Source organism: Pseudomonas marincola (assembly GCF_900116605.1).
GTDB classification, from domain to species: Bacteria; Pseudomonadota; Gammaproteobacteria; order Pseudomonadales; family Pseudomonadaceae; genus Aquipseudomonas; species Aquipseudomonas marincola.
Genome location: NZ_FPBC01000005.1, coordinates 250167 through 273753, shown reverse-complemented (window position 1 = coordinate 273753; position 23587 = coordinate 250167). Strand labels below are relative to the sequence as shown.

Sequence of the window (23587 nt, the reverse complement as noted above, 5' to 3'; positions counted from 1 at the left end):
TGACCATCACCACGCTAGACCTGAAAACCGCCACCCAGTTGGCCAACGCCGCCATTGCCGCCTCGCACGAGTTGGGCGTGAAACCACTGGCCGTTGCCGTGCTCGATGCCGCCGGGCATCCGCTGGCAGTGCTGCGCGATGAGCAGGCGAGTTTCCTGCGCCCGAAAATTGCCACCGGTAAAGCGCGCGGGTGTCTGGGCATGGGCTTCGGCGGGCGTGAACTGGCACGTCGCGCCCAGGCGATGCCGGCCTTCTTCGATGCCATCAACAGCCTCACCGACGGCGAAGTGATTCCCGTGGCCGGTGGCGTGCTGATACGCAATAGCCAGGGAACCCTGCTCGGCGCTGTAGGCATTAGCGGCGACACCTCAGACAACGATGAACGCTGCGCCCTGCAAGGCATTAGTGCAGTCGGTTTGGTTGCCGATACCGGTGACGCTCAGGCCTGACCCAGTTGCGCGGGCCTGCTCAACCAGCAGGTCGCGAAACCAGGCCAGCGCCGGATCGTTATCCTGATACGGATGCCACTGCATCACCTGCACCGCCTCTGGAAAAGCCAGAGGAGCAGGCAAAATTCTCAGCGCATAGCGCTGCGCAAACTGCTCAGCCTGGCGGCGGAACAAAGTCGCCACGCGGGCGGTGCCCACCACAAATTCCGGCATTAACGCAAAGCTCTCTAACGCTACACCAACCTTGCGTTCGATGCCTATTTCACTCAGATGCGCCGCATCGAGTGCGAGATTGCGCCCTTCGGCAAACTCACGTACCACGTGTTCGGCAGCGCAATAAGCGGCCAGCGTCATGCCGCTGGCAAACTGCTGTTGCTCACGGCAGACAATGCAACAGAGCTGATCGCTGAGTAGTGGCGTTTGCGGATAGCCGGGATTCAAGCGTTGCTGCGGCACAATCACCAGATCGCTGCGACGATAATCCAGGGCTTCACTGACCACATCGCCATCGCGTGGCATCGGCAAGTCACGCAGCTTCAAACTCACACCCGGCGCCACGCGGGCAAGTTCACGACTGACTGCAGGCAGCAGCACCGCCGCGACATAATCCGACGCCACCAGGGTGAATTGCCGATTGCACATGGCCGGATCAAAGGTCATTGGCGCATCGACAATCTCACGCGCCAAGGTCAATGCCTCGCGCACTTTAGGCTGCAGTTGCAGCGCCAGCGCTGTCGGCTCAAGGCGTCGTCCGACTTGCACCAGCAACGGATCATTGAAGTGCTCGCGCAAGCGGCGCAATGCGGAACTGGTAGCCGATTGCCCGAGATGCAAACGCTCAGCCGCACGGCTGACATTGCACTCGCTGAGCAGCACATCAAGGGCGACCAACAAGTTAAGGTCAAGGTGGCGATAACGCATGCGGGCTCGGTTCCAGTGGCAGTGGTTGCACAGTGCGGTCGCTATGATTAGCTGATCGAGAAGTGGTTGCAACCATAGATGGCGGGCTTTTTCAGGCGCGTTGCGAAACGACTGTTGCAGCACGCAGACCATTGCGCCTAACACAAACAAAACGGCGGATTGTTACGCCACAGTTAACAGTGATTTACATAAAGCGCTATTTATAGCAGGACGCTGCCCGCCCATGATGCCGCCCGCTGTACAGACAGCCCCGACGTTTAGGCGTGACTGCACTGACGTCTTTATCGGCCACTCTTTCGGGGTGGCCTTTTTTATGGGCTGAAATCACTTACAGATTATTACCTGTAAAGTAAGAGTCATTCAGCCCTTGCGCCCAGTATTCCCCGCTGCGAGCACAGATATACCGGTGGAACTGTTGGGCGTGATCGACACAGTACGGCCCGAAAAAGTCGCTCATACCGGTTGTTTACCTGAGGTTTTTGATGACGCCAGACCAACGTTTTGCACGCTGGGTGCAAATCGCTATTGCAGCCCTGGCTTGCTGCTTTATCTACTTTCTCACCGCTGATTTGTTCATGCCCCTGACGCCGCAAGCTCAGCTCAATCGCTCGGTGCTCAAGCTCGCGCCGCGCATTGCCGGCCAGGTCATAGAAGTGGCCGTGACCAACAACCAACACGTTCAACCGGGGCAACTGCTGTTTCGGCTAGACCCGCAGCCCTTTGAAATTGAAGTGCAGCAGGCCCAACTGCAACTTGAGCAGGCCGAACAAGACAACGCTGAACTGGACGCGCAACTGGAGGCCGCCAAAGCACAGGTAAAGGCAGCGCAAGCACAGTCTGCGGATCTGGCGGCGCAGGCCAAACGTATGTAGCGTTTGATCGCCCGCCAACTGGTGTCGAAACAAAACTACGAAACCCTCGACGCGCAACGCCTGATGGCAGTGGCCGAACTCAGCGCCGCCCGCGCCAGAATTGGCGAACTAAAAGCCCGCCGTGGCAGCAGCGATAACGACAACTTGCACCTGCGTCAGGCCCGCAATGCGCTACGTCGCGCCAAATTGAACCTGCAATACAGTGAGGTACGCGCTGAGCGCAGCGGCGTAGTCAGCAACTTGCAACTCACAGCGGGCACCTTCGTGGCCGCTGGCGCACCAGTTGCCGCCTTGGTGGAAGACAGCGTGGACATCATCGCCGACTTTCGCGAGAAAGCGCTGCGTTATGTCAGCGTCAATACCCCTGCCGTTGTGGTCTTCGATGCGCGGCCGGGCGAGCTTTTCAGCGCTACGGTCAGCCACTTCGATGCGGGAGTTCGCGAAGGGCAGATAGAGGCCAACGGCCAACTGGCAGCGCCAGTGCAATCGGAGCGCTGGGTTCGCGATGCGCAACGCCAGCGTCTGCACCTGCAACTCGACCAAACGCTCGACTTTACATTGCCGACCGGCGCCAAGGCCACAGTACAACTCAAGCCCTTCGACAACCCGCTCGCCAGCGCAGCTGCCGCTATGCAGATTCGCCTGATCAGCTGGCTGCACTATGTCTACTGAGCAAGCCGCTAGCGGCGGCATTGCGCCGGTTAAAACGCTCAACGAAAATGACCTGCGCCAATGCTTGCGGATCGCCACAGGCGGCTGCCTGGCACTGTTGTCCTGCAAGCTGCTCAACCTGGAGTACGGCGCGTTCTTCTGCGTATATCCGATGTTGTTGCTTGGCCTGGCACCCAGAATCAATGCCCACCTGATCCGCCAGTTTTTCGCTCAGGGCTTGCTCGTCAGTGTTGAGATCGCCCTGCTCTACGGACTGTTTGGCGGTCGTCCGCTGGTCATCACGCCGTTGATATTCTTGTCTTTCTGCTACCGCTTTGCGCTCATGGCCAAAGGCAATCACTTCATGTTTGGCGCACTTGGCGCGGTGTTTCTGTCGATCCAGCTGAATTTCGCCAGTTACCCGCAGACCGATGTCATAGACATGCTCGGCTACAACAGTTGGGCAATCCTGCAGGCCACTGCAATTGCCGTACTGATGTTCTATGTATTCCCCGACTCCGAACCCAGGCAAGCACGGACGCCACCGAACAAAGATCTGCCCAGCCGCCGACACGAAGCCTTGCTTGGCGCTACGGTCGCCACGCTGTCGTTTGTTGTATTTCAGTGCATGAACCTGCATGACTCACTGTCCGCGCAGGTCGCGAGCATTCTGCTGCTGTTTCCCATGCACTGGAAAGGTTCGCACTTTGCCGGCAGAGTCCGCGCCAAAGGCACATTACTGGGCTGCGCAATGGCGCTGTTGATCATGCTGCTGCTCTACAACCACTACGATGTGCTGCCGCTGCTGATCATCATGGTATGGATAGCCGCCATGGTTTGCGCACGCTGGCACATGCTCGAAAATGGCGTGCCCGGCGTCGGCTTTGGCGCCCTGACCACCCTGGCCATTCTCTTTGGCCAATCGCTAACCCCTGAACACGACATCATGTACGCCACTCTCTACCGCCTGACTTCAGTGAGCCTGTCGGTACTGCTGACCCTGTTCGCCGTATTTATTGTTCATCGCTTGCTCAACAGGTTTAAGGCGACTCGCCATTTCAGCCATTGACCGTGCAACCTGCATCGAAAACTGATTTAGTAATCCGGATAACCAAACGCCCCGACGGCCCCCTTATTTGTACTGCGCTATATGCAGATGACAAACAGGCTAAGCCGCCGGGGCGTTGCTTTACTAACTGATGACTTTTATGAAGCTCGCGCGACCACTGATGGCGAGCTAACCAAAGCGCGCTCCTCATCATGCAACGCCCTGACCAGGCAGTAGCATATGGTCAGCAGGATGAACGAGAATGGCAGCGCTGCCGCAATAGTTGCAGCCTGCAGCCCCTTGAGCCCGCCAGACAACAGCAGTACACCAGCCAGAGCACCCAGACCCAATCCCCAGATAACCCGGAAGCGCTGAGGTGGATTCTCGTTACCCATAGACAAGATGGTGCAGATCACCAGAGTGGCGGAGTCCGCCGAGGTCACGAACCAACTGACGATCATCAGCGTAGCAAGGCTGGCCATACCCATGGTTGCCCACTGTACGTTCAAGCCTTCAATGGTCTTGTAAAGCACCATGGTCAGATCGTTATTGGCAATTTCACTCAGGTTAACGGTGCCGGCCAGCTGCAGGTAGACACCTGTACCGCCCATGATCACTACCCAGAGGAAAGCACCCAGCGTTGCCGCCAACATACCGCCCAAAACTACCTGGCGCACAGTGCGACCGCGTGAGATGCGCGCAATGAACATGCCTACAAACGGGCCCCACGACAACCACCAGCCCCAATAGAAAATGGTCCACCAGCCCTGCCACTGACGCTCAGGATTGGGATCGGTCCACAGGCCCATCGGGATGAAGTTGGCCAGATAGTCGCCTAGGCTGGTGGCATACAAGCCAAGCAAAAATACAGTCGGCCCTGCCAGCAGCAGAAATAGGAACAGGATACTGCTCAAGCGGATGTTCCACTCGCTTAGCCACAAAATGCCTTTGCGCACGCCGGATACGGCAGACAGCGTGGCAACTACCGAAGTCGCAGCAATCAATAGCAATTGACTGGTTGTGGAGATTTCCATGCCGAACATGTAATTAAGCCCGGCATTCATTTGCGCAACACCCAGTCCCAGCGTTGTAGCCGTACCGAACAGGGTGCTGAAAATTGCCAACAGGTCCACCGCGTGGCCGATTGGGCCATAAATACGCTCACCCAGCAACGGATACAGCGCCGATCGAATGGTCAGTGGCAGGCCGCGCCGGTAAGTGAAGTAAGCCAAAATCAGGCCGACGATAATGTAGATGCACCAGCCGTGCAGCCCCCAATGGAACATGGTCACGCGCAACGCTATCTGCGCAGCTTCCGGGGTGTTGGCAGCCACCCCAGCCATCTCCATGAAAGGATTGCCCTGCATATGCATGACCGGTTCCGCAATGCTCCAGAACAATAGTCCGGTACCGACCGCAGCGCTGAACAGCATCGCAAACCAGGAAAAGTTGCTGAACTCTGGGTGCTCATCATCACGGCCCAGTCGCAAATTGCCGAAGCGACTCAAGCCGACCCAGAACGTGAAGAACAGTACGCCGCTAACAACCGCGATGTAGTACCACCCAAGGGAACTTTCGATCCACTGTTTGGCGCCGGTATACAGGCTGTTGGCAAGGTCACTATAAAGCACGGTGAACAGAACGAAGCCTATAACCATCACCAGAGATGATGTAGCCATCGTTGGGTTAACGCCTGCGAATAGACGTTCGTAGCCTTTCTTAGGATGTCCGCTCACTTGGCGCCTCCTCCTTATTTTTGTAGTTGAAACACAGCAGGTGTCTGTCGCGAACGCCAAATAACTCTTCGTTGCCTGCACCCAACTGCAGCCGCGACTTTATTCGCCAGCCGCACTGTTTACCAGCCAGAACTGACGACATGAAATGCGCATCAGAATTCGCTTGTCATATGGTATACCATGATTGACAAAAGAAAAGCAAAACCCACTTGTCGGTCCACTCAAAAAAGCTAGAAAGCCAGATATAAAGAGGCCTAAGACGATAAATGGCACTTCAATTAGACTTGACCAAAACATAGTGTATTATGGTATACCATTGTACCGAGGCGATATGCGTCGCCACCATTGCCCAATCAAGCAGGAGCATCCAATGAGTTTCGAAATTCGCAAAATCGTCAGCTATGTAGAAGAAACCCTGATCGAAGGCGGCAAGGCCACTGACAAGCCTGTGACCATGGTCGGCCTGGCAGTGGTAATGAAAAACCCTTGGGTGGGCAACGGTTTCGTCGAAGACTTGAAGCCACAGATCAAAGCCAACTGCTCTGAGCTGGGTGCACTGATGGTCAAGCGTCTGACTGATGCCATTGGCGGAGCAGACAAGATTGAAGCGTACGGCAAAGCAGCCGTTGTCGGTGCTGACGGCGAGATCGAACACGCCTCTGCCGTGATCCACACCTTGCGCTTCGGCAATCATTATCGCGAAGCAGTAAAGGCCAAGAGTTACCTGAGCTTCACCAACAAGCGTGGCGGCCCAGGCACTTCGATTCAGATCCCGATGATGCACAAAGATGACGAAGGTCTGCGTTCGCACTACATCACCTTGGAAATGCAGATCGAAGATGCCCCGCGCGCCGACGAAATCGTAGTGGTTCTGGGCGCAGCTAACGGCGGCCGTCTGCACCCGCGAATCGGCAACCGCTACATCGACCTAGAAGAACTGGCTGCTGAGAACGCTCAATAAGCCCCTTGGTCTGCGCAGGAGCGACCCACCATGCTAGTCCCCGCTGAACTCACCCCCGCTGGCACCAGTTATCTGGCGACCGGCAAAGGCCAACCTGTGGTGTTGATCCACGGCGTAGGCCTAAACAAAGAAATGTGGGGCGGCCAGATCGTCGGTCTTGCGCCGCACTACCGTGTTATTGCCTATGACATGCTCGGTCACGGTGCAAGCCCGCGCCCGGCAGAAGGCACCGAGTTGCTGGCCTATGCCAAGCAGCTCGACGAATTACTTGAACACCTGAAAATCCGCAAAGCCACCATTATCGGCTTCTCGATGGGCGGCTTGATCGCCCGTGCCTTTGCCCTGCATTACCCGCAGCACATGCAAGGTCTGGTAGTGCTGAACAGCGTTTTCAATCGCAGCCCGGAACAAAGCTCGGGTGTTATCGAACGCACCCGACAAGTTGCCGAGCATGGCCCAAATGCTAATGCCGAAGCCGCCCTGACCCGCTGGTTCAGCCGCGAGTATCAAGCCGCTAACCCGGCGCAGATTGCAGCCTTGCGCCAAACACTGGCAAGCAACGACCCGCAGGGCTATCTGACCACTTACAGTCTTTTCGCCACTCAGGATATGTATCAGGCCGATCAGTTAGGCACTATCAATGTGCCTACGTTGATCAGCACTGGCGAGTTGGACCCCGGCTCGACACCGCAGATGGCCGAGCAACTCGCCGCCCGAATACCTGGCGCGCAAGTAGCCATACTTGAAGAACAGCGACACATGATGCCGGTAGAGTCACCGCGCCTGGTAAACCAGATGCTGCTCGACTTCCTCACCCGCATCCATACGTCTCAGAGCCCTACAAAGGAGATCGTTGCATGACACTCAGCCACTTTCAGATGTGCATCGGCGGCCAGTGGGTCGATGCGCTTTCCGGCAAGACTTTCGAAAGCCTCAATCCGGCAACTGCCGAGCCTTGGGCACTGCTGCCCGACGCTGATGATTCGGACGTCGAGCGCGCAGTGCAAGCCGCACAGCAAGCTTTCGAGGGCCATGACTGGAAAAGCCTGACAGCTACGGCGCGCGGGAAATTACTGCGCCGGCTGGGCGATCTGATTGCCCAAAACAAGGAAAAGCTGGCGCAACTCGAGAGTCGCGACAACGGTAAGTTAATCCGCGAAACCCGTGGTCAGGTCAACTACCTGCCAGAGTTTTTCCATTACACCGCAGGCCTTGCCGACAAGATCGAAGGCGGCACCCTGCCCCTCGATAAAACTGACATGTTCGGCTACACGGTACTTGAACCGTTGGGTGTTGTGGCCGCGATTATCCCGTGGAACAGTCCGTTGTACCTGACCGCAATCAAACTGGCGCCCGCACTTGCCGCAGGCAATACGATGGTTATCAAACCTTCTGAGCATGCATCTGCAACCTTACTCGAACTGGCCCGTCTCGCGCTCGAAGCAGGGATTCCTGCGGGCGTGGTGAATGTTATTACCGGCTATGGTGCTAGCACTGGCGCAGCGCTTACCCGCCACCCTCTGGTGCGTAAAATCGCCTTCACCGGCGGCGCGGCTACAGCGCGTCACGTGGTGCGCAGCAGCGCGGAGAACTTTGCCAAGCTGTCGCTCGAGCTCGGCGGCAAATCACCCAATATCATTTTCGCCGACGCTGATATCGACAGTGCAGTAAATGGCGCCGTCGCGGGGATCTATGCCGCCTCCGGGCAGAGCTGCGTATCCGGTTCGCGCTTATTGGTTCAAGACGAAATTTACGACCAGTTCGTCGAGCGACTGGTCGCCAGAGCGCAGCGTATTCGTATCGGCAACCCACAAGATGACAGCAGCGAAATGGGCCCGATGGCAACGGCCCAGCAGCTCGCAATTGTTGAGGGTTTAGTAGCCGATGCGCTGGCAGAAGGCGCAACACTGCGCATGGGCGGTAAGCGTCCTGAAATCGAAGGCAACGGTTGGTACTACCAACCCACACTGTTCGAGTGCGACAGCAACTCGATGAAAATCATGCAAGAAGAAGTATTCGGCCCTGTGGCTTCGGTTATCCGATTCAAGGATGAAGCCGAAGCGCTGGCAATTGCCAATGACTCACTGTTTGGCCTGGCAGCCGGTATCTGGACTCGCGATCTCGGTCGTGCGCACCGCCTCGCACGTGACGTGCGCTCTGGCATTATTTGGGTCAACACCTACCGTGCGGTGTCGGCGATGGCGCCAATTGGCGGCTTCAAAAACAGTGGCTACGGACGCGAAAGCGGAATCGACTCGGTGCTGGCCTATACCGAACAAAAGACGGTGTGGATCAATCTTTCGCAAGAGCCGATGGCCGACCCGTTTGTCATGCGCTAAGTCGCAGGCAACTGGCATTCACGAGGTAACGAATATGATAGAACCCGGAATTTACAAAGAGGTGATGGGCTCGTTCCCGTCCGGTGTCACCGTGATCACCTGCCTGGATCACGAAGGCTCAATCGTCGGCATTACTGCCAGCGCCTTCAGCGCATTGTCAATTGACCCGGCACTGGTGCTGTTCTGCCCCAACTACGCTTCAGACTCTTATCCGATCCTGTGCGCCAGCAAGAAATTTGCGATTCACCTGCTGTCCGCGGACCAAACCGCTGTCGCCTATGCCTTCGCCGGCAAAGGTAAAGACAAGGCCAAAGGGATCGACTGGCAGCTCAGCGAGCTGGGCAACCCGTTGCTCAACCACGCAACAGCCATCATCGAGTGCGAGTTGTGGCGTGAATACGATGGCGGTGATCACGCCATCATAGTTGGCGCGGTTAAGAACCTTATTCTTCCAGAGAACGAGGTTACACCAATGATCTATCACCGCGGCAAGCTTGGCGCCCTGCCTGCCATCGTCTGATACCAACCGCCGTACACTTTCTTGGGCCGCATCTCCCCCGATGATGCGGCTCCTTTTTATCCCGGAGCCAGCATGACCCCAGCAGCCGAACAATTATTCCGCCAACAGGCTTTCATTAATGGCCAATGGTGCGATGCAGACAACGCCAGTACGCAGAAGATTTACAACCCGGCCAATGGTGAAGTGATTGGCGCAGTTCCGAACATGGGCAGCAGCGAGGCGCAACACGCAATCCAGACCGCTACCGCCGCCTGGCCGGCGTGGCGCGCCATGACAGCAAAAGAGCGCAGCAACATTCTCAAGAAGTGGCACGCGTTGATGCTTGAAAACGCAGATGCGTTGGCTGAAATCCTGACCTTGGAACAAGGCAAGCCGTTGGCTGAAGCCAAAGGCGAGATTGCCTATGCAGCCAGCTTTATTGAATGGTTTGCCGAAGAAGCCAAGCGTATTTATGGCGATACTATTCCGAGCCACAAAGGCGATGCACGCATTGTTGTGAGCAAAGAGCCGATTGGTTTGGTTGCGGCAATTACTCCCTGGAATTTTCCAGCTGCGATGATCACCCGCAAAGCTGGACCTGCACTGGCTGCTGGCTGCCCGTGCATTGTTAAACCGGCCCCAGAAACGCCTTTCTCTGCATTGGCGATGGCGGCGCTAGCCGAAAAAGCAGGTATTCCTGCTGGTATTTTTAACGTCATTACGGGTGACGCCATTGCGATCGGCGCCGAGCTGACCCAAAGCAGCGACGTGCGTAAATTGTCATTCACCGGTTCCACCGCAATCGGCAAATTGCTGATGGCACAATGCGCACCCACCCTGAAAAAAGTCTCGCTGGAACTTGGTGGTAACGCGCCATTCATCGTCTTCGACGATGCCGACATCGAACGCGCAGTGGACGGTGCGCTGATTGCCAAATTCCGTAACGCTGGACAAACCTGCGTCTGCGTTAACCGATTCCTGGTTCAGGACGGTATCTATGATGCTTTCGTTAGTCGTCTCGGCGAGCGCGTTGGACTATTGCAGGTGGGTGACGGCTTCAGTACCGGCGTCAGTCAGGGCCCGCTGATCAATGACCGCGCTGTCGCCAAAGTTGAAGAACATGTGCAAGACGCTTTGAGCAAGGGCGCACGCCTGATTCAAGGTGGTGAACGTCATGCCCTGGGCCATGGCTTCTTTCAGCCGACCGTACTCGCCGACACCACGCAGCAGATGAAAGTCGCCAAGGAAGAAACCTTTGGCCCGTTGGCCGCTGTATTTCGTTTCAGCAACGAAGCCGAAGCAATCCAGGTTGCCAATGACACCGAGTACGGTCTGGCAGCTTACTGCTACACCCGCGACTTGGGCCGCGCCTGGCGTATGAGCGAGGCGCTCGAGTACGGCATGGTCGGTATCAACGAGGGGCTAATCTCCACCGAGGTCGCCCCGTTTGGCGGCATCAAATCGTCAGGGCTGGGCCGCGAAGGTTCCAAGTACGGCATCGAAGACTACCTTGAGATCAAATACACCCTGATGGGCGGCCTGTAAGCCCGCCTTTAGAGGAGGACAGCATGAGCAGTGAAAAGTACCAAAAAGGCTTGCAGATCCGCACTCAAGTATTGGGTGAAGCATATGTAAGCAAGTCGATAGAAAATGCCGATGACTTCAATCGCCCGCTTCAGGAACTGGTCACAGAATACTGCTGGGGCCATGTGTGGGGCCGTGATGGCTTGTCGTTGGCGCAACGCAGCATGATAAACTTGGCGATGATTTCAGCACTTAACCGACCGCATGAACTAAAGTTGCACATTCGCGGAGCCCTGCGCAACGGCCTTAGCCGTGAGCAAATTCGTGAAATTCTGCTGCAAGTCGGAATTTACTGTGGTGTACCCGCAGCCGTGGACAGTTTCAGAATCGCGCGTGAAGCCTTCGCCGAAGCCGATGCTGAAAACCAGGCTTGAATGCGGGCTATGCCACATTAGCGAAACACCCTGAGTCACTGACTGGGGTGTTTTTGGTTTAATTACGGATAGCCCAACCAGAGCGGAACCCATGAAACGCCTGCCCCTTGACGACAGTTTCAAAGTCAATCGCAACCCCATGACCCTGCGCGAGATTGTGCTCAACAAACTGCGAAGCGCAATCATGAATTTCCAGCTGCTTCCAGGCGACCGCCTGGTCGAGCGTGACCTGTGTGATCGTCTGGGCGTTAGCCGTACTTCGGTGCGTGAAGCCCTGCGCCACCTGGAATCCGAGGGTCTGGTCGAGTTTGCCGACGCCAAAGGCCCACGTGTTGCCATTATCACGCTGGAAGATGCCTGCGATATCTACGAGCTGCGTTGCGTGCTCGAAGGCCTGGTCGTGCAACTGTTTACCCTGAACGCCAAAGCCAAGGATATTCGCGCCCTTGAGCGTGCCCTCGAAGAAAACCGGCGAGTGCTTGAAGAAGGTGAGCTTCCGCAAGTTCTCGACTCGGTCCAAGGCTTCTATGATGTACTGCTGGAAGGCTCAGGTAATCACATTGCTGCCACCCAGCTGCGCCAATTGCAGGCGCGTATCAGCTACCTGCGTGCCACTTCGGTGTCGCAGACCAACCGTCGCAGCACCAGTAATCAAGAAATGGAGCGCATGGTTGAGGCGATCAAAAGCGGTGATCCGCTGGCGGCGCATCAGGCCTCGGTCGACCACGTGCTTTCTGCTGCCAAGGTCGCGTTGGATTACTTGAAATCTAAACAGGACGAAACAGGCACAGCGCGTGAAATCATCACCCCTATCGCGTTGAAAGATCCTCGTATAGGACGTTAACCCCATGCCCATTCCGCGCTTTTGCCCCCAATGCGGTGCCAACTGCCTGAGCCGCCAGCAACCCGCTGGCGATACTCACGCAAGATTGACCTGCGCGGCCTGCAACTACATTCATTATGAAAATCCCAAGATCATTACCGGCTGCATCATCGAACAGGAAGGTAAGTACTTGCTCTGTCAGCGCGCTATAGAGCCGCGTCCTGGTACGTGGACACTGCCTGCAGGATTCATGGAAAACGGTGAAACTACCGAAGAAGCGGCGTTACGAGAAGTGTGGGAAGAAACAGGCGTACGCGCAGACATCGTATCGCCCTACTCGATTTTCAGTGTGCCGAAAATCAGCGAGGTCTACATCATCTTCCGCGCGGTGCCCATTGAGATCACCGGGAGTTTTGGTCCCGAAACGCTCGACTACAAATTCTTCGCGCCGCAGGATATTCCTTGGGAAAACATCTACTACCCTGCCATTCGGCAAATTTTGGAACGCTACATCGAAGAACGCCTAGCTGGGGTATACGGCATTTATGTCGGCAATGACGATACCGGAAAAGTCCACTTTATTCGTTGAAGCAGCTGCAAGCTGCTCCAATTGCAGTTCTCAGGGCGCACAGCCCTCGACAATAATGACCTCGGCGACAGCCGCACCCTGACGGTAACTGCACGCTTGCTGATATTCAGGCGAGTTGTAACAGGCCAAAGCCTGCTGGTATGACTCAAACTCGATAACCACGTTGCGCTGCGGTGTTGCCCGCCCCTCCAATGCCTGTGCGCGGCCACCGCGGGCCAGAAACACACCCCCATACTTTGCAAACGCAGTTGGCGCACGTTCGGTATAGCCGCCGTACTGTTGGCTATCAGTCACGTCTACATGAGCAATCCAATAAGCCTTCATCATCACCTCTATTATTCGCAGAAATAACGTATTATGGTATACCATAAAATCACTTAACAATAATCAACCTGCAACGCGTTGGAGCATCGGCATGCCATTTAACAGCATTGAAGAAATCATCGAAGACTTCCGCCAAGGCAAAATGGTATTGCTGGTTGACGATGAAGACCGAGAAAACGAAGGTGATCTACTGTTGCCTGCTCAGGCCTGCACCCCCGAGGCCATCAACTTCATGGCCCGCGAAGCCCGCGGCCTGATTTGCCTGACCCTCACCGAAGAACATTGCCAGCGCCTGAGCCTTGAACAAATGGTGCCAAGCAATGGCAGCGCTTTCGCCACCGCATTCACCATTTCAATTGAAGCCGCCACTGGCATTACCACCGGCATTTCTGCAGCCGACCGCGCGCGAACCGTCATGGCGGCAGTCGCCGATGGTGCCAAAGCTGAAGACCTGGTCACACCGGGGCACATTTTCCCGCTGCGGGCTCGCGAAGGCGGTGTACTGAATCGCGCCGGTCACACCGAAGCCGGATGTGATCTGGCACGCCTCGCAGGCTTCAATCCGGCTGCAGTGATTGTCGAAGTCATGAATGAAGACGGCAGCATGGCTCGCCGTCCAGACCTTGAAACCTTCTCCGCCAAACACGGGATCAAGATCGGCACCATTGCCGACCTCATCCACTATCGTTTGAGCACCGAACACACGGTTACGCGCATTGGTGAACGCGATCTGCCAACAGTGCATGGCGAATTTCGCCTGATCACCTACGAAGACCGCATTGAAGGCGGTGTGCACATGGCCATGGTGATGGGCGATATAAAACGCGATCAACCCACGCTCGTTCGTGTTCATGTGATCGATCCATTACGTGATCTTGTCGGGGCCGAGTACACAGGCCCCCAGAACTGGACACTATGGGCAGCACTGCAAAAGGTTGCCGAAGAAGGCGCTGGCGTAGTGGTGGTGTTGGCAAACAACGAATCCTCGCAAGCCTTACTAGAGCGTGTTCCGCACCTGACTCAGCCGCGCCAGCAATTCAGCCGGTCGGCCTCGCGCATCTACTCCGAAGTCGGTACCGGAGCGCAAATATTGCAAGATATCGGCGTCGGCAAAATCCGCCATCTGGGTGCGCCGCTAAAGTATGCCGGCCTCACCGGCTACGACCTCGAAGTTGTTGAAACCCTGCCCTTCGTCGACTAATCAGCCGCTACCCGGGCGCCCCCTGATGCCCGGGCTCCCCTCAGTGACACTGCTGCTTCTCCCTTACTCACCAGCGTGAAAACTTAAATTGATTTTTTGCCGGTAAAACTGCGCGTGACCGTCAGTCGCCGCCACGAAATCATGGCGATTTAGTGGCTAAATAGGCTTGCAGATATTCTGGAATACCATAATATGATATTCCATAGACCATTCAGTTTTTGATTGTTCTTGGTCCACTGGCAACCACCCGAGCCACACCACGCTTCACTTCCATGCAAGACGGCTCGAAAAAAAAATATAAATCGAGGAATTCAGCATGTTGCATAGAGCACGGTTAATAACAGCTATCACCGCACTCAGCTTGATCTTGGGTGCCAGCAACGTAACAGCAGGCGAAAGCCTCAACTTTGTTAGCTGGGGCGGCAGTACCCAAGATGCGCAGAAACAAGCCTGGGCTGAGCCTTTCAGCAAAGCCACCAATATTCAGGTAGTGCAAGATGGCCCAACCGACTACGGCAAACTCAAGGCCATGGTTGAAAGCGGCAATGTGCAGTGGGACATCGTTGACGTAGAGGCCGACTTTGCCCTGCGCGCCGCCAGTGAAGGCCTACTTGAGCCGTTGGATTTCAACGTGATCAAGCGCGACGAAATCGATCCCCGTTTCGTCTCCGACTATGGCGTCGGCTCTTTCTACTTCTCTTTCGTACTGGGTTTCAATCAGGGCAAAGTCGGTGGTAAAACCCCGCAAGACTGGTCAGCCTTGTTCGACACCAACACCTACCCGGGCAAACGCGCTCTCTACAAATGGGCAAGCCCTGGCGTATTGGAACTGGCTCTGCTGGCAGACGGCGTGCCAGCTGAAAAGCTCTATCCACTTGACCTGCCACGCGCGTTCAAAAAACTCGATACCATCAAGCAGGACATTGTCTGGTGGGGCGGCGGAGCCCAGTCGCAACAACTGCTGGCATCTGGCGAAGTCAGTCTTGGCCAGTTCTGGAATGGCCGTGTCTATGCCCTGCAACAGGACGGCGCACCGGTCGGCGTAAGCTGGAAGCAAAATCTGGTCATGGCCGATTTTCTGGTCATCCCCAAAGGCGCCAAGAACAAAGATGCGGCAATGAAGTTTCTGGCTAATTCAAGCAGCGCCAAAGGCCAGGCCGATTTTGCCAACCTGACTGCCTATGCACCGATCAACACCGCTAGCGTCAGCCAGTTGAATGCAGACCTGGCACCGAGTCTGCCAACGGCTCACGTTGAAGAACAGGTCAACCTTGATTACGCCTATTGGGCCAAGAATGGCGAAGCCATCTCAGCCCAGTGGAACGAGTGGTTGGTCAAATAACATGACAAGCGCCCAGACCAGTCAATCGACCCTGTCAGCCGGCACAACCGGCATGGCGATCAGCGCCAGAACCCAGCGTTGGCGTGGTTTTCCCAAATTACTGCCCGCGCTAATGTTTCTATCGCTGTTTTTCCTTGCCCCTCTGATCGCCCTGCTCCTGCGTGGTGTACTGGAGCCAAGCCCTGGTTTTGACAATTACGCGCTGCTGTTCGCCAACTCGGCGTACTCGCGGGTACTGCTCAATACGTTCTCGGTTGCCGGGCTGGTCACGTTGATCAGTGTGCTACTGGGCTTTCCCCTGGCCTGGGCCATCACCTTGGTGCCCCGTGGCTGGGGTCGCTGGCTACTCAGCATCGTGCTGCTGTCGATGTGGACCAGTCTGCTAGCACGCACCTACTCCTGGTTGGTGTTACTGCAGGCTTCGGGCGTAATCAACAAAACTCTGATGGCGCTGGGTATCATCGACCAGCCGCTGGAAATGGTGCACAACCTGACAGGCGTAGTGATTGGCATGAGCTACATCATGATCCCGTTCATCGTATTGCCATTGCAAGCAACAATGCAGGCTATTGATCCGATGGTGCTGCAAGCGGGCGCTATTTGCGGTGCCAGCCCGTGGCGCAATTTTTTCCGGGTATTCCTGCCACTTTGCCGGCCGGGGCTGTTTTCTGGTGGTTTGATGGTTTTCGTTATGTCGCTGGGTTACTACGTGACCCCAGCATTGCTCGGGGGAGCACAGAACATGATGCTTCCCGAGTTCATCATTCAACAGGTGCAGTCGTTCCTCAACTGGGGCATCGCCAGCGCCGCTGCTGCATTACTGATCGGCATCACCTTGGTGCTGTTCTACTTCTACCTAAAGCTCCAGCCGGAATCCCCGGTTGGAGCCAGCAATGCGAGGTAGCCGGGCATGTTACTGACTCCCAATGCCATGGGGCCGCGCTTGCGCATTGGTCTTTACCTGACCACCGCGTTGATCGCGTTGTTCCTGTTGCTGCCGATTGTATTCATCGTGCTGCTGTCATTCGGTTCTTCGCAATGGCTGGTATTTCCGCCGCCGGGCTGGACGCTCAAATGGTATGAGCAATTCTTTGCAAACCCTGCGTGGATGGCTGCTGTGCTGGTCAGCTTCAAGGTAGCCCTGCTGACCACCGTATGCGCCGTCACATTAGGCTTACCGACTGCATTTGCACTTGTACGCGGACGTTTCCCCGGCCGCGAACTGCTCTACGCCCTATTTACCATGCCCATGATCGTACCGCTGGTGATTATTGCGGTAGCGGTGTACGCGCTGTTTCTCAAGCTCGGCTACACCGGCACGCTGTTTTCGTTTGTGGTGAGCCACGTGATTGTCGCATTGCCGTTCACCATCATCTCGATCATCAATTCGCTGAAACTGTTCGATCAGTCAATCGAGGATGCAGCCGTCATTTGCGGAGCATCGCGCTTGCAGGCCGTCTTCCGGGTGACCTTCCCGGCTATTCGCCCCGGAATGGTTGCCGGCGCCCTGTTCGCCTTTCTGGTGTCGTGGGATGAGGTGGTACTCAGCGTGATGATGGCCAGCCCGACCCTGCAAACCCTACCGGTAAAAATGTGGACCACCTTGCGTCAGGACCTTACGCCGGTTATTGCAGTCGCCTCGACGCTGCTGATCGGCCTGTCGGTATTGATTATGGTAATCGCCGCTGCCCTGCGCCGGCGCAACGAAACCAGCGCTTAAGCGCCGAGGAGAATGACATGAGTGCTGTGATCAAAGAACGCGCCCAAGCAAGCCAGCAGCCCCTGGTCAGCCTGCGTAATCTGAATAAGTACTATGGTGAATTTGCTGCCGTAGACAACATCTCCCTCGACATCAAGGAAGGCGAATTTCTAACTTTTCTCGGCTCAAGTGGCTCCGGCAAAAGCACCACTTTGTCGATGCTTGCAGGCTTTGACAGCCCGACCTCAGGTGACATTCTGGTCGAAGGCAAATCATTGGTGAATGTGGCGCCGCACAAGCGCGATATCGGCATGGTGTTTCAACGTTATTCATTATTCCCGCACCTCTCGGTCAAAGACAACATTGCCTTCCCGTTAGCCATTCGCAGACGCGATCTGGCAGAGCGCGAGCGTCAGGTCGAAGCCATGCTCAAACTGGTGCAATTAAGTGACTTTGCCCATCGTCGCCCGGCACAACTCTCCGGAGGCCAACAGCAACGCGTGGCGATCGCCAGGGCGCTGGTCTACGAGCCACGCATCCTGCTAATGGACGAACCACTCGGCGCACTCGACAAGAAACTGCGCGAGGAATTACAGGATGAATTGCGCCATCTGCATCGTCGCCTTGGCATCACCATTGTCTATGTGACACACGATCAGGAAGAAGCCATGCGCTTGTCTCAGCGCATCGCCATTTTCAGCCACGGCAAGATTGTCGGGCTCGGCAGCGGCTTCGACCTTTACCAGAATCCTCCGAATGCATTTGTCGCCTCCTTCCTTGGTAATTCTAACTTCCTCAAAGCCAAAGCCTCGGGACAAGCCTGCGCAATGTTTGAGACTGTCGCGCTAGCGATAAGGCCAACGACTGGTTTGGATGAAGCGCAAGATGTATTGCTGATGGTTCGCCCGGAAAAAGCTCAGGCTTTGACTCTCGAGCAAGCCAGAAACAACCCTGTGAGCAATGGTTGGAACGAGATTGACGCGACCGTCAGCGAAGTGGTTTTTCTTGGTGAAAGCCAGACCTACAGCGTACTAACCGCTGGTGGAACCGCAATGACCGTAAAGGCGTTGTCGGGCAATGTACTGCCCTTGCAAACAGGCGATCCGGTGCGCGTGCGCTGGGCGGCAGCCGATGCTTGCGTTTATACCGAGTGGCAAGAAAGTGACTTGAGTAAAACAGCCGGCGCCCACTGATGCGCCCTGTCCGTTCTTAACCTGCATTGGTTAAGAACGGATTCCCCCTGACGGAAGTGACGTAAGCCACAAGTCTTTTGCCGCAGAATTTGCAAATAATCCGGCGCAATAAAGCGCTGGATCGCTCGCACCTGACGATCCGCACCCAGGCCTCTCGACGCGTAAATACGCTTTCGTCGGCTAATCATGCAGCGCATGAAAATTAACACTTGCACAGGTGCAAACTTGGTATACCATAAGACAATCTTAGCCAAAATTGTCCCGCGCTAAGCCGACTAATCGTAGCGTTCGTGAGGTATCCCCAGATGATTGATCATAATGTCTACAAGCAAGTCATGGGCTCCTTTCCCTCTGGCGTTACCGTCATCACGACGCTGGATGATCAGGGCGACATTGTTGGCATGACTGCCAGCGCATTCAGTTCGCTGTCCATGGACCCGCCGCTGGTGTTGTTCTGCCCTAACTACAGCTCGGACTCCTATCCGGCACTGATCAAGAGCAAGCGTTTTGCAATCCATTTGCTGTCTGCAGAGCAGCAGAGCGAAGCCTATGCTTTTGCCAAGAAGGGTAACGACAAAGCCAAGGGCATTGAGTGGGCCCTCAGTGAGTTGGGTAACCCGGTGTTGAGCAATGCCACTGCCATTATCGAATGCGAACTGTGGCGCGAATACGAGGGCGGTGATCACGCCATCCTGGTGGGTGCGGTGAAGAACCTGATAGTGCCTGAGCTAAGCGTTACGCCGATGGTTTATTGCCGCGGAAAGATGGGTGCTCTGCAAGCTTTCGCCTGAGCTTATACATGCGAAAACTCTGTTTGAAGCATGGGTTGAAGCGTGGAAAATCTGAATTAAATCCGTAATACGGTATACCAAATAGCGTGTAGTTACTGACTTGGATTTGGCTCAGATGCGGGGCACTCAATTAGTCTCGGTGCAGTGCCAGACACTCCTACACATCTTGGCCTTCAGAGCGCTGAGGCCAAATAAAAAGATTTGAGGTACGCAACATGAAATTTTCTTTGTTCGTTCATATGGAACGCTACGACGAGCAGGTTAGCCACCGTCAACTTTTCGAAAATCTCACCGAATTGACCTTGATGGCAGAGGCCGGTGGATTCAGCACAGTTTGGATTGGTGAGCATCACTCAATGGAGTACACCATCTCACCGAGCCCAATGCCGCTGTTGTCATACCTCGCAGCAAAGACAACCACAATCCGCCTTGGCGCCGGCACCATCATCGCCCCATTCTGGCATCCCATCCGGGTTGCGGGTGAGTGTGCTTTGCTTGATGTGATTAGCAACGGTCGCATGGAAGTCGGCCTCGCACGAGGTGCTTACCAGTTTGAATTCGACCGCCTCGCTGGCGGCATGCCCGCCTCCACTGGTGGTCAGCACCTGCGAGAGATGATCCCGGCCGTGAAAGCTTTGTGGAAGGGTGATTACGCCCACGATGGCGAGATCTGGAAGTTTCCAACTTCGACCTCTGCGCCTCGCCCGATCCAGCAGCCCGGCCCACCTGTTTGGGTCGCTGCGCGCGACCCGGACTCTCACAACTTTGCGGTCAAGCACGGCTGCAACGTCATGGTCACCCCGCTGATGAAGGGTGATGAAGAAGTGCTGGATCTGAAGATCAAGTTCCAGGCGGCACTCGACAACAACCCGGACGTGCCGCGCCCACAATTGATGGTGCTGCGTCACACCCACGTACACAGCCCGGATGATCCGCAGGGCTGGAAGATCGGAGCAGAAGGCATCTCACGCTTCTACCGCACCTTCGACGCTTGGTTTGGTAACAAGCAGACGCCGGTCAATGGCCTGCTGGCACCAAGCCCAGAGGAAAAGTTCAAGGAACGCCCGGAGTTCGAACTCGATAACATCCGCAAGAACACCATGATAGGCACACCTGAAGAAATCATTGCACGCATCCGGTACTATCAGGAATTGGGCGTGGATGAGTTCAGCTTCTGGGCTGACAACAGCCTGTCGCATGCCGAAAAGAAGAAATCGCTCGAGCTCTTCATCAAGCATGTTGTGCCTGCGTTCAACTGAGTAGCTGCCTCAGATAAGGCCAGGTCAATGGACTCGGCCTTATCTGCTAGGTATCACCGCATACCTCGCTACCCCACACCCTCCAGCACCACCCCTTCCAAGCCCAGCACCTCACCCGCATCGGAATAAATGCCGCAGCCGCGTTCGAGCACCTGACGTTCGCTGCCATCGGCGCACATTAATCTGTAACGCATAACAAATGCGCGGCCTTCGCCAATTCCCTGCTGGACTTCGTGCCACACGCGTTCGCGGTCTTCGCTGTGGATCAGGCTGTTGAAGGTCAGGCTGTTGCTGTCGACCAATTGCTGTGGCGCGAAACCGGTGAGTTGCAGGCAACCGGCGCTGACATATTCCATGCTCCAGTGGCGATTATTGCGGCAGCGATAAACCATCAACGGCAGGCCATCCAGCAGATTGCTCAAGCTTCTGTGCCGGGCTTGAAGCGCTTGGCGCTGGGGCATTTGCGCACTCATATCGCCAAGGCTGGCAACAAAGCCTGAGCCATGGCGGCGCAGCCTGACTTCCGCCCAGCACAGCTCGCCCGAGCGGCGCAAATAGCGCAGCAGCAACACCTGTGCTTCACGGCTGGCGCTGTCCAATGCCTGCTGCCAACGTGGTTGATCTTCAATGTGCAAGAACTCGGTATGGCTGCGCTGCACGCACTCTGCTGCGGGATAACCGCTTAGCTCTTGCCAGCCGCGATTGAGCCGGAGCATTCGCCCGTGACGATCAAGGATTACCAGCGCCAGTGGTAGAGCATCAACGCACTCATCCCATTGCGCGTCGGCCACTTGCGCGGACCACCTGGCCAATCCTTGCTGCCAGACTTGCTGCCAGACCTTAGCGAGATTCATGCCGGCTCTCCGCGTACAACACCCGGCAAGCCATGGCGGTAGACCCAGGCGGCCATTTCCAATCGAGAGTGCAAGCCCAGTTTACCCAGCAGATGCTTGACGTGAATCTTCACAGTGCCGTCGCTGATGCCCAGTTGGCGGGCGATCAATTTGTTGCTCATGCCCTCGGCGATCAATACCAATGTTTGCAGCTCACGGTCGGTCAGCCCCACCGCGGTTGCTGCGGGTAGCGGTTCGGCGTCGCGCAAGCCACTGGCGAGCAGCCCCAGCAGCATTGGGTCCAACGGCGCGCGGCCAGTGCGACACGCCTGCAGGGTGTCGAGCAACACTTCCGGCTCGCGGTCTTTGAGCAAATAACCATCCGCACCGGCATGCAGCGCCGCGAGTAAGTCATCTCGCGCATCCGATGCGGTGAGCACCAGCACGGTGGTATCTGGCAGCTCGGTTTTCAACGCGCCAAGCGTGGCCAATCCACCCAGACCGGGCATGTGCCAATCCAGAAGAATCATGTCTGGCTGCAGTTCACGGGCCAGTTGCAGGCCTGTTTGCCCTTCGCTGGCCATGCCAATCACCTGATAATCACCGTTAGCAGCCAATAATTCGGCTAGCCCGCGACGCATTAATGGATGGTCATCAATCAACAGTACACGCCAGGGTTTATTCATCCTCGCCTCCAGTGCAGTTGAATGCAGGTGCCTTGCGGCTGTTGCGCGAGTATTTGCAACTGCGCGCCGATCGCGGCGGCGCGCTCACGCATGATGCGCAGGCCGAAATGGCCATCAGCGACAATGTTCGTTGGAATGCCGACACCGTCATCACACACCCTCACGTCTATATCCGCGCCGTTGAGCAGGTGCAGGCTGAGCTGAACGTTACGTGCATGCGAGTGGCGCACCACGTTGGCCAGCGCCTCTCGAATAATCTGCAGCACCTGGAGTTCGGCTTCGCTGCCAAGCGCATCGTTGCTCAGCCGGTTGTCGAGAGTGAACACACAACTGCTGCGGCGGGAGAATTCTTCGACGGTCGCCTCAAGCGCCTGGCGCAGGGTTCGTCCGTCCATGGTCAGGCGCGCCGTGCTGATCAGTTCACGTACTTGTCGATGCATCACCTGCAGGGTCTGGCGCAGATCAACCAGCATGGCTTCGGCCTGCTCGCTGGTATCTGCCTGAGCAATAATCGCCTGCAAGCGGCACGCGCGGATTTGCAGGTAACTCAATTGCTGGGCAACGCTGTCGTGCAGCTCGCGGGCCAGCACGCCACGCTCAGCTGCCAGTTCGCGGCGACGTAACTGGCGATCCTGATAAAACGCCCGGAGCACCTGCGCCAACTGCTCAGCCACCGCGGTTGATTGCTGAAAGGTCGAACGCCCCGGCGCACTCGGGTAAGCCAGCACCAGCAAAGCCTCGCGCTCGTCTGCCAGATCCAGTCGACAAACCAGATGAAACCGCTTTTCCTGCAAGCAAATCTGGCACAGCGCTGCAATTGGCCCTGCGTTGCCGCCGCCGGTGGCGCCATGCAGCGGACAGTCTGCCAAGGCGCCAACGCTGCCCAACGCCCGCCAACCGCTCTGCTGCGGTAACAACAGCAATGCATTGCGGCCGCCCAGCACCGCAGGCAGTAACCCAAGTAACTCTTGCAGGGGCGCATCACTGCCCGCCTGCTGCATGAGTCGCAGCGGCAACAGGTGCATCGCGCTTTGCCACTCGAGCCATCGGGTTCTGGCCCGGCCGCGCCAGTCGCTCCAGAAAAAGCCGCGCCTGGGACTTGATAACAACATTCGCACTCCTACGCGTAATGCCCATCACGCTTCGCAAAGCAAGTTCCATGCCCTGCATCCGACACCCTCGCCTCCGCACGACTAGGAAAGAAAAATTCCTTGCAAGAACATTGATTCTTGCCTTTTCACGCCCCGCCGATGCGCAGTAAACGCACCAACAGCAAGCGCCTGTGCCTGTTTTTGTTGCACCGCTGCCATTGCTCCAATGCCGGACTACCCACAACTGGGTATCCCCAAAAGGAGAGTTTCCTTGCAGGCTGATTCGACTAATTTATTTCCCACAGAGAAATTTAGTTTCTCC

At 56.3% G+C, this 23587-nt stretch carries 22 protein-coding genes and 2 pseudogenes; 18 read left to right on the top strand and 6 right to left on the bottom strand.

Annotated features, from left to right (window positions below; all coding sequences use genetic code 11):
* Window positions 1-5 precede the first annotated feature (5 nt).
* Entirely contained in the window at window positions 6-449 is a 444-nt protein-coding gene (locus BM395_RS10765) for a GlcG/HbpS family heme-binding protein (RefSeq protein WP_090511791.1), read from the top strand.
* On the opposite strand, the gene BM395_RS10760 is transcribed toward BM395_RS10765, so the two are convergent.
* Window positions 369-1370 carry a LysR family transcriptional regulator gene (locus BM395_RS10760; RefSeq protein ID WP_090511633.1) on the bottom strand — a complete coding sequence of 334 codons (1002 nt, stop codon included), beginning with the start codon at window positions 1368-1370 and terminating at the stop codon, window positions 369-371. The genes BM395_RS10765 and BM395_RS10760 overlap by 81 nt on opposite strands.
* 482 nt (window positions 1371-1852) lie before the next feature.
* On the opposite strand from BM395_RS10760, the pseudogene BM395_RS10755 reads away from it, so the two are divergent.
* Together BM395_RS10755 and BM395_RS10750 are read left to right on the top strand one after the other, a co-directional pair.
* Window positions 1853-2914: pseudogene (locus BM395_RS10755) on the top strand (HlyD family secretion protein).
* On the top strand, window positions 2904-3962 hold the full coding sequence (locus tag BM395_RS10750; RefSeq protein ID WP_090511630.1) for a DUF2955 domain-containing protein: 1059 nt from the start codon (window positions 2904-2906) through the stop codon (window positions 3960-3962). Before BM395_RS10755 ends, BM395_RS10750 begins: the two are co-directional and overlap by 11 nt.
* Window positions 3963-4099: 137 nt before the next feature.
* On the opposite strand, the gene BM395_RS10745 is transcribed toward BM395_RS10750, so the two are convergent.
* Window positions 4100-5677, bottom strand: a complete 1578-nt coding sequence (locus BM395_RS10745; RefSeq protein ID WP_244528970.1) for a BCCT family transporter — start codon at window positions 5675-5677, stop codon at window positions 4100-4102.
* 370 nt (window positions 5678-6047) lie between these two features.
* Here BM395_RS10745 and BM395_RS10740 point away from each other — a divergent pair, with 370 nt between their 5' ends.
* The 8 genes from BM395_RS10740 (at window position 6048) to BM395_RS10705 (ending at window position 12846) form a co-directional block, all read left to right on the top strand.
* Window positions 6048-6638 carry an amino acid synthesis family protein gene (locus tag BM395_RS10740; RefSeq protein ID WP_090511625.1) on the top strand — a complete coding sequence of 197 codons (591 nt, stop codon included), beginning with the start codon at window positions 6048-6050 and terminating at the stop codon, window positions 6636-6638.
* A gap of 30 nt (window positions 6639-6668) precedes the next feature.
* Window positions 6669-7499 (top strand): alpha/beta fold hydrolase, encoded by an 831-nt coding sequence (locus tag BM395_RS10735; protein ID WP_090511622.1) that lies wholly within the window; start codon window positions 6669-6671, stop codon window positions 7497-7499.
* Entirely contained in the window at window positions 7496-8977 is a 1482-nt protein-coding gene (locus BM395_RS10730; protein WP_090511620.1) for an aldehyde dehydrogenase, read from the top strand. The genes BM395_RS10735 and BM395_RS10730 overlap by 4 nt, the downstream gene beginning before the upstream one ends.
* Window positions 8978-9011: 34 nt before the next feature.
* On the top strand, window positions 9012-9497 hold the full coding sequence (locus tag BM395_RS10725; RefSeq protein WP_090511617.1) for a flavin reductase family protein: 486 nt from the start codon (window positions 9012-9014) through the stop codon (window positions 9495-9497).
* A 72-nt stretch (window positions 9498-9569) separates the two neighbouring features.
* Window positions 9570-11021: an NAD-dependent succinate-semialdehyde dehydrogenase gene (locus BM395_RS10720; RefSeq protein WP_090511615.1), complete on the top strand. Its 1452-nt coding sequence runs from the start codon at window positions 9570-9572 to the stop codon at window positions 11019-11021.
* Between the two features lie 23 nt (window positions 11022-11044).
* A complete protein-coding gene (locus tag BM395_RS10715; RefSeq protein WP_090511612.1) occupies window positions 11045-11434 on the top strand; it encodes a carboxymuconolactone decarboxylase family protein in 390 nt (129 codons plus the stop codon).
* Window positions 11435-11525: 91 nt separating this feature from the next.
* Window positions 11526-12278: a GntR family transcriptional regulator gene (locus BM395_RS10710; protein ID WP_090511608.1), complete on the top strand. Its 753-nt coding sequence runs from the start codon at window positions 11526-11528 to the stop codon at window positions 12276-12278.
* 4 nt (window positions 12279-12282) lie between these two features.
* Window positions 12283-12846, top strand: coding sequence for an NUDIX hydrolase (locus BM395_RS10705; protein WP_090511605.1), 564 nt, complete (start codon window positions 12283-12285; stop codon window positions 12844-12846).
* A gap of 30 nt (window positions 12847-12876) precedes the next feature.
* On the opposite strand, the gene BM395_RS10700 is transcribed toward BM395_RS10705, so the two are convergent.
* On the bottom strand, window positions 12877-13170 hold the full coding sequence (locus BM395_RS10700) for a DUF1330 domain-containing protein (protein WP_090511601.1): 294 nt from the start codon (window positions 13168-13170) through the stop codon (window positions 12877-12879).
* A gap of 91 nt (window positions 13171-13261) precedes the next feature.
* On the opposite strand from BM395_RS10700, the gene ribBA reads away from it, so the two are divergent.
* From ribBA to BM395_RS10665, 7 genes and pseudogenes are all read left to right on the top strand, one after another.
* Window positions 13262-14371, top strand: a complete 1110-nt coding sequence (gene ribBA / locus BM395_RS10695) for a bifunctional 3,4-dihydroxy-2-butanone-4-phosphate synthase/GTP cyclohydrolase II (protein ID WP_090511599.1) — start codon at window positions 13262-13264, stop codon at window positions 14369-14371.
* A 316-nt stretch (window positions 14372-14687) separates the two neighbouring features.
* Window positions 14688-15713, top strand: coding sequence for an ABC transporter substrate-binding protein (locus BM395_RS10690; RefSeq protein ID WP_090511595.1), 1026 nt, complete (start codon window positions 14688-14690; stop codon window positions 15711-15713).
* A gap of 70 nt (window positions 15714-15783) precedes the next feature.
* Window positions 15784-16617 (top strand): annotated as a pseudogene (locus BM395_RS10685) (ABC transporter permease); the annotation flags it as partial.
* A gap of 6 nt (window positions 16618-16623) precedes the next feature.
* Window positions 16624-17433 carry an ABC transporter permease gene (locus tag BM395_RS10680; protein WP_090511593.1) on the top strand — a complete coding sequence of 270 codons (810 nt, stop codon included), beginning with the start codon at window positions 16624-16626 and terminating at the stop codon, window positions 17431-17433.
* Window positions 17434-17450: 17 nt separating this feature from the next.
* Window positions 17451-18605, top strand: a complete 1155-nt coding sequence (locus tag BM395_RS10675; RefSeq protein ID WP_090511590.1) for an ABC transporter ATP-binding protein — start codon at window positions 17451-17453, stop codon at window positions 18603-18605.
* 305 nt (window positions 18606-18910) lie between these two features.
* The gene (locus BM395_RS10670; RefSeq protein WP_090511588.1) at window positions 18911-19396 is read left to right on the top strand and encodes a flavin reductase family protein; all 486 of its coding nucleotides are present in this window, start codon (window positions 18911-18913) and stop codon (window positions 19394-19396) included.
* A gap of 215 nt (window positions 19397-19611) precedes the next feature.
* Window positions 19612-20655: an LLM class flavin-dependent oxidoreductase gene (locus BM395_RS10665; RefSeq protein ID WP_090511586.1), complete on the top strand. Its 1044-nt coding sequence runs from the start codon at window positions 19612-19614 to the stop codon at window positions 20653-20655.
* Between the two features lie 68 nt (window positions 20656-20723).
* Here BM395_RS10665 and BM395_RS10660 read toward each other — a convergent pair whose 3' ends face one another.
* From BM395_RS10660 to BM395_RS10650, 3 genes are read right to left on the bottom strand one after another with little or no spacing between them, the layout of a single operon-like run.
* Window positions 20724-21509 carry a PAS domain-containing protein gene (locus BM395_RS10660; RefSeq protein ID WP_090511583.1) on the bottom strand — a complete coding sequence of 262 codons (786 nt, stop codon included), beginning with the start codon at window positions 21507-21509 and terminating at the stop codon, window positions 20724-20726.
* Window positions 21506-22174 (bottom strand): response regulator, encoded by a 669-nt coding sequence (locus BM395_RS10655; protein ID WP_090511581.1) that lies wholly within the window; start codon window positions 22172-22174, stop codon window positions 21506-21508. Before BM395_RS10655 ends, BM395_RS10660 begins: the two co-directional genes overlap by 4 nt.
* Window positions 22171-23286: an ATP-binding protein gene (locus BM395_RS10650; protein WP_090511578.1), complete on the bottom strand. Its 1116-nt coding sequence runs from the start codon at window positions 23284-23286 to the stop codon at window positions 22171-22173. Before BM395_RS10650 ends, BM395_RS10655 begins: the two co-directional genes overlap by 4 nt.
* Window positions 23287-23587 lie beyond the last annotated feature (301 nt).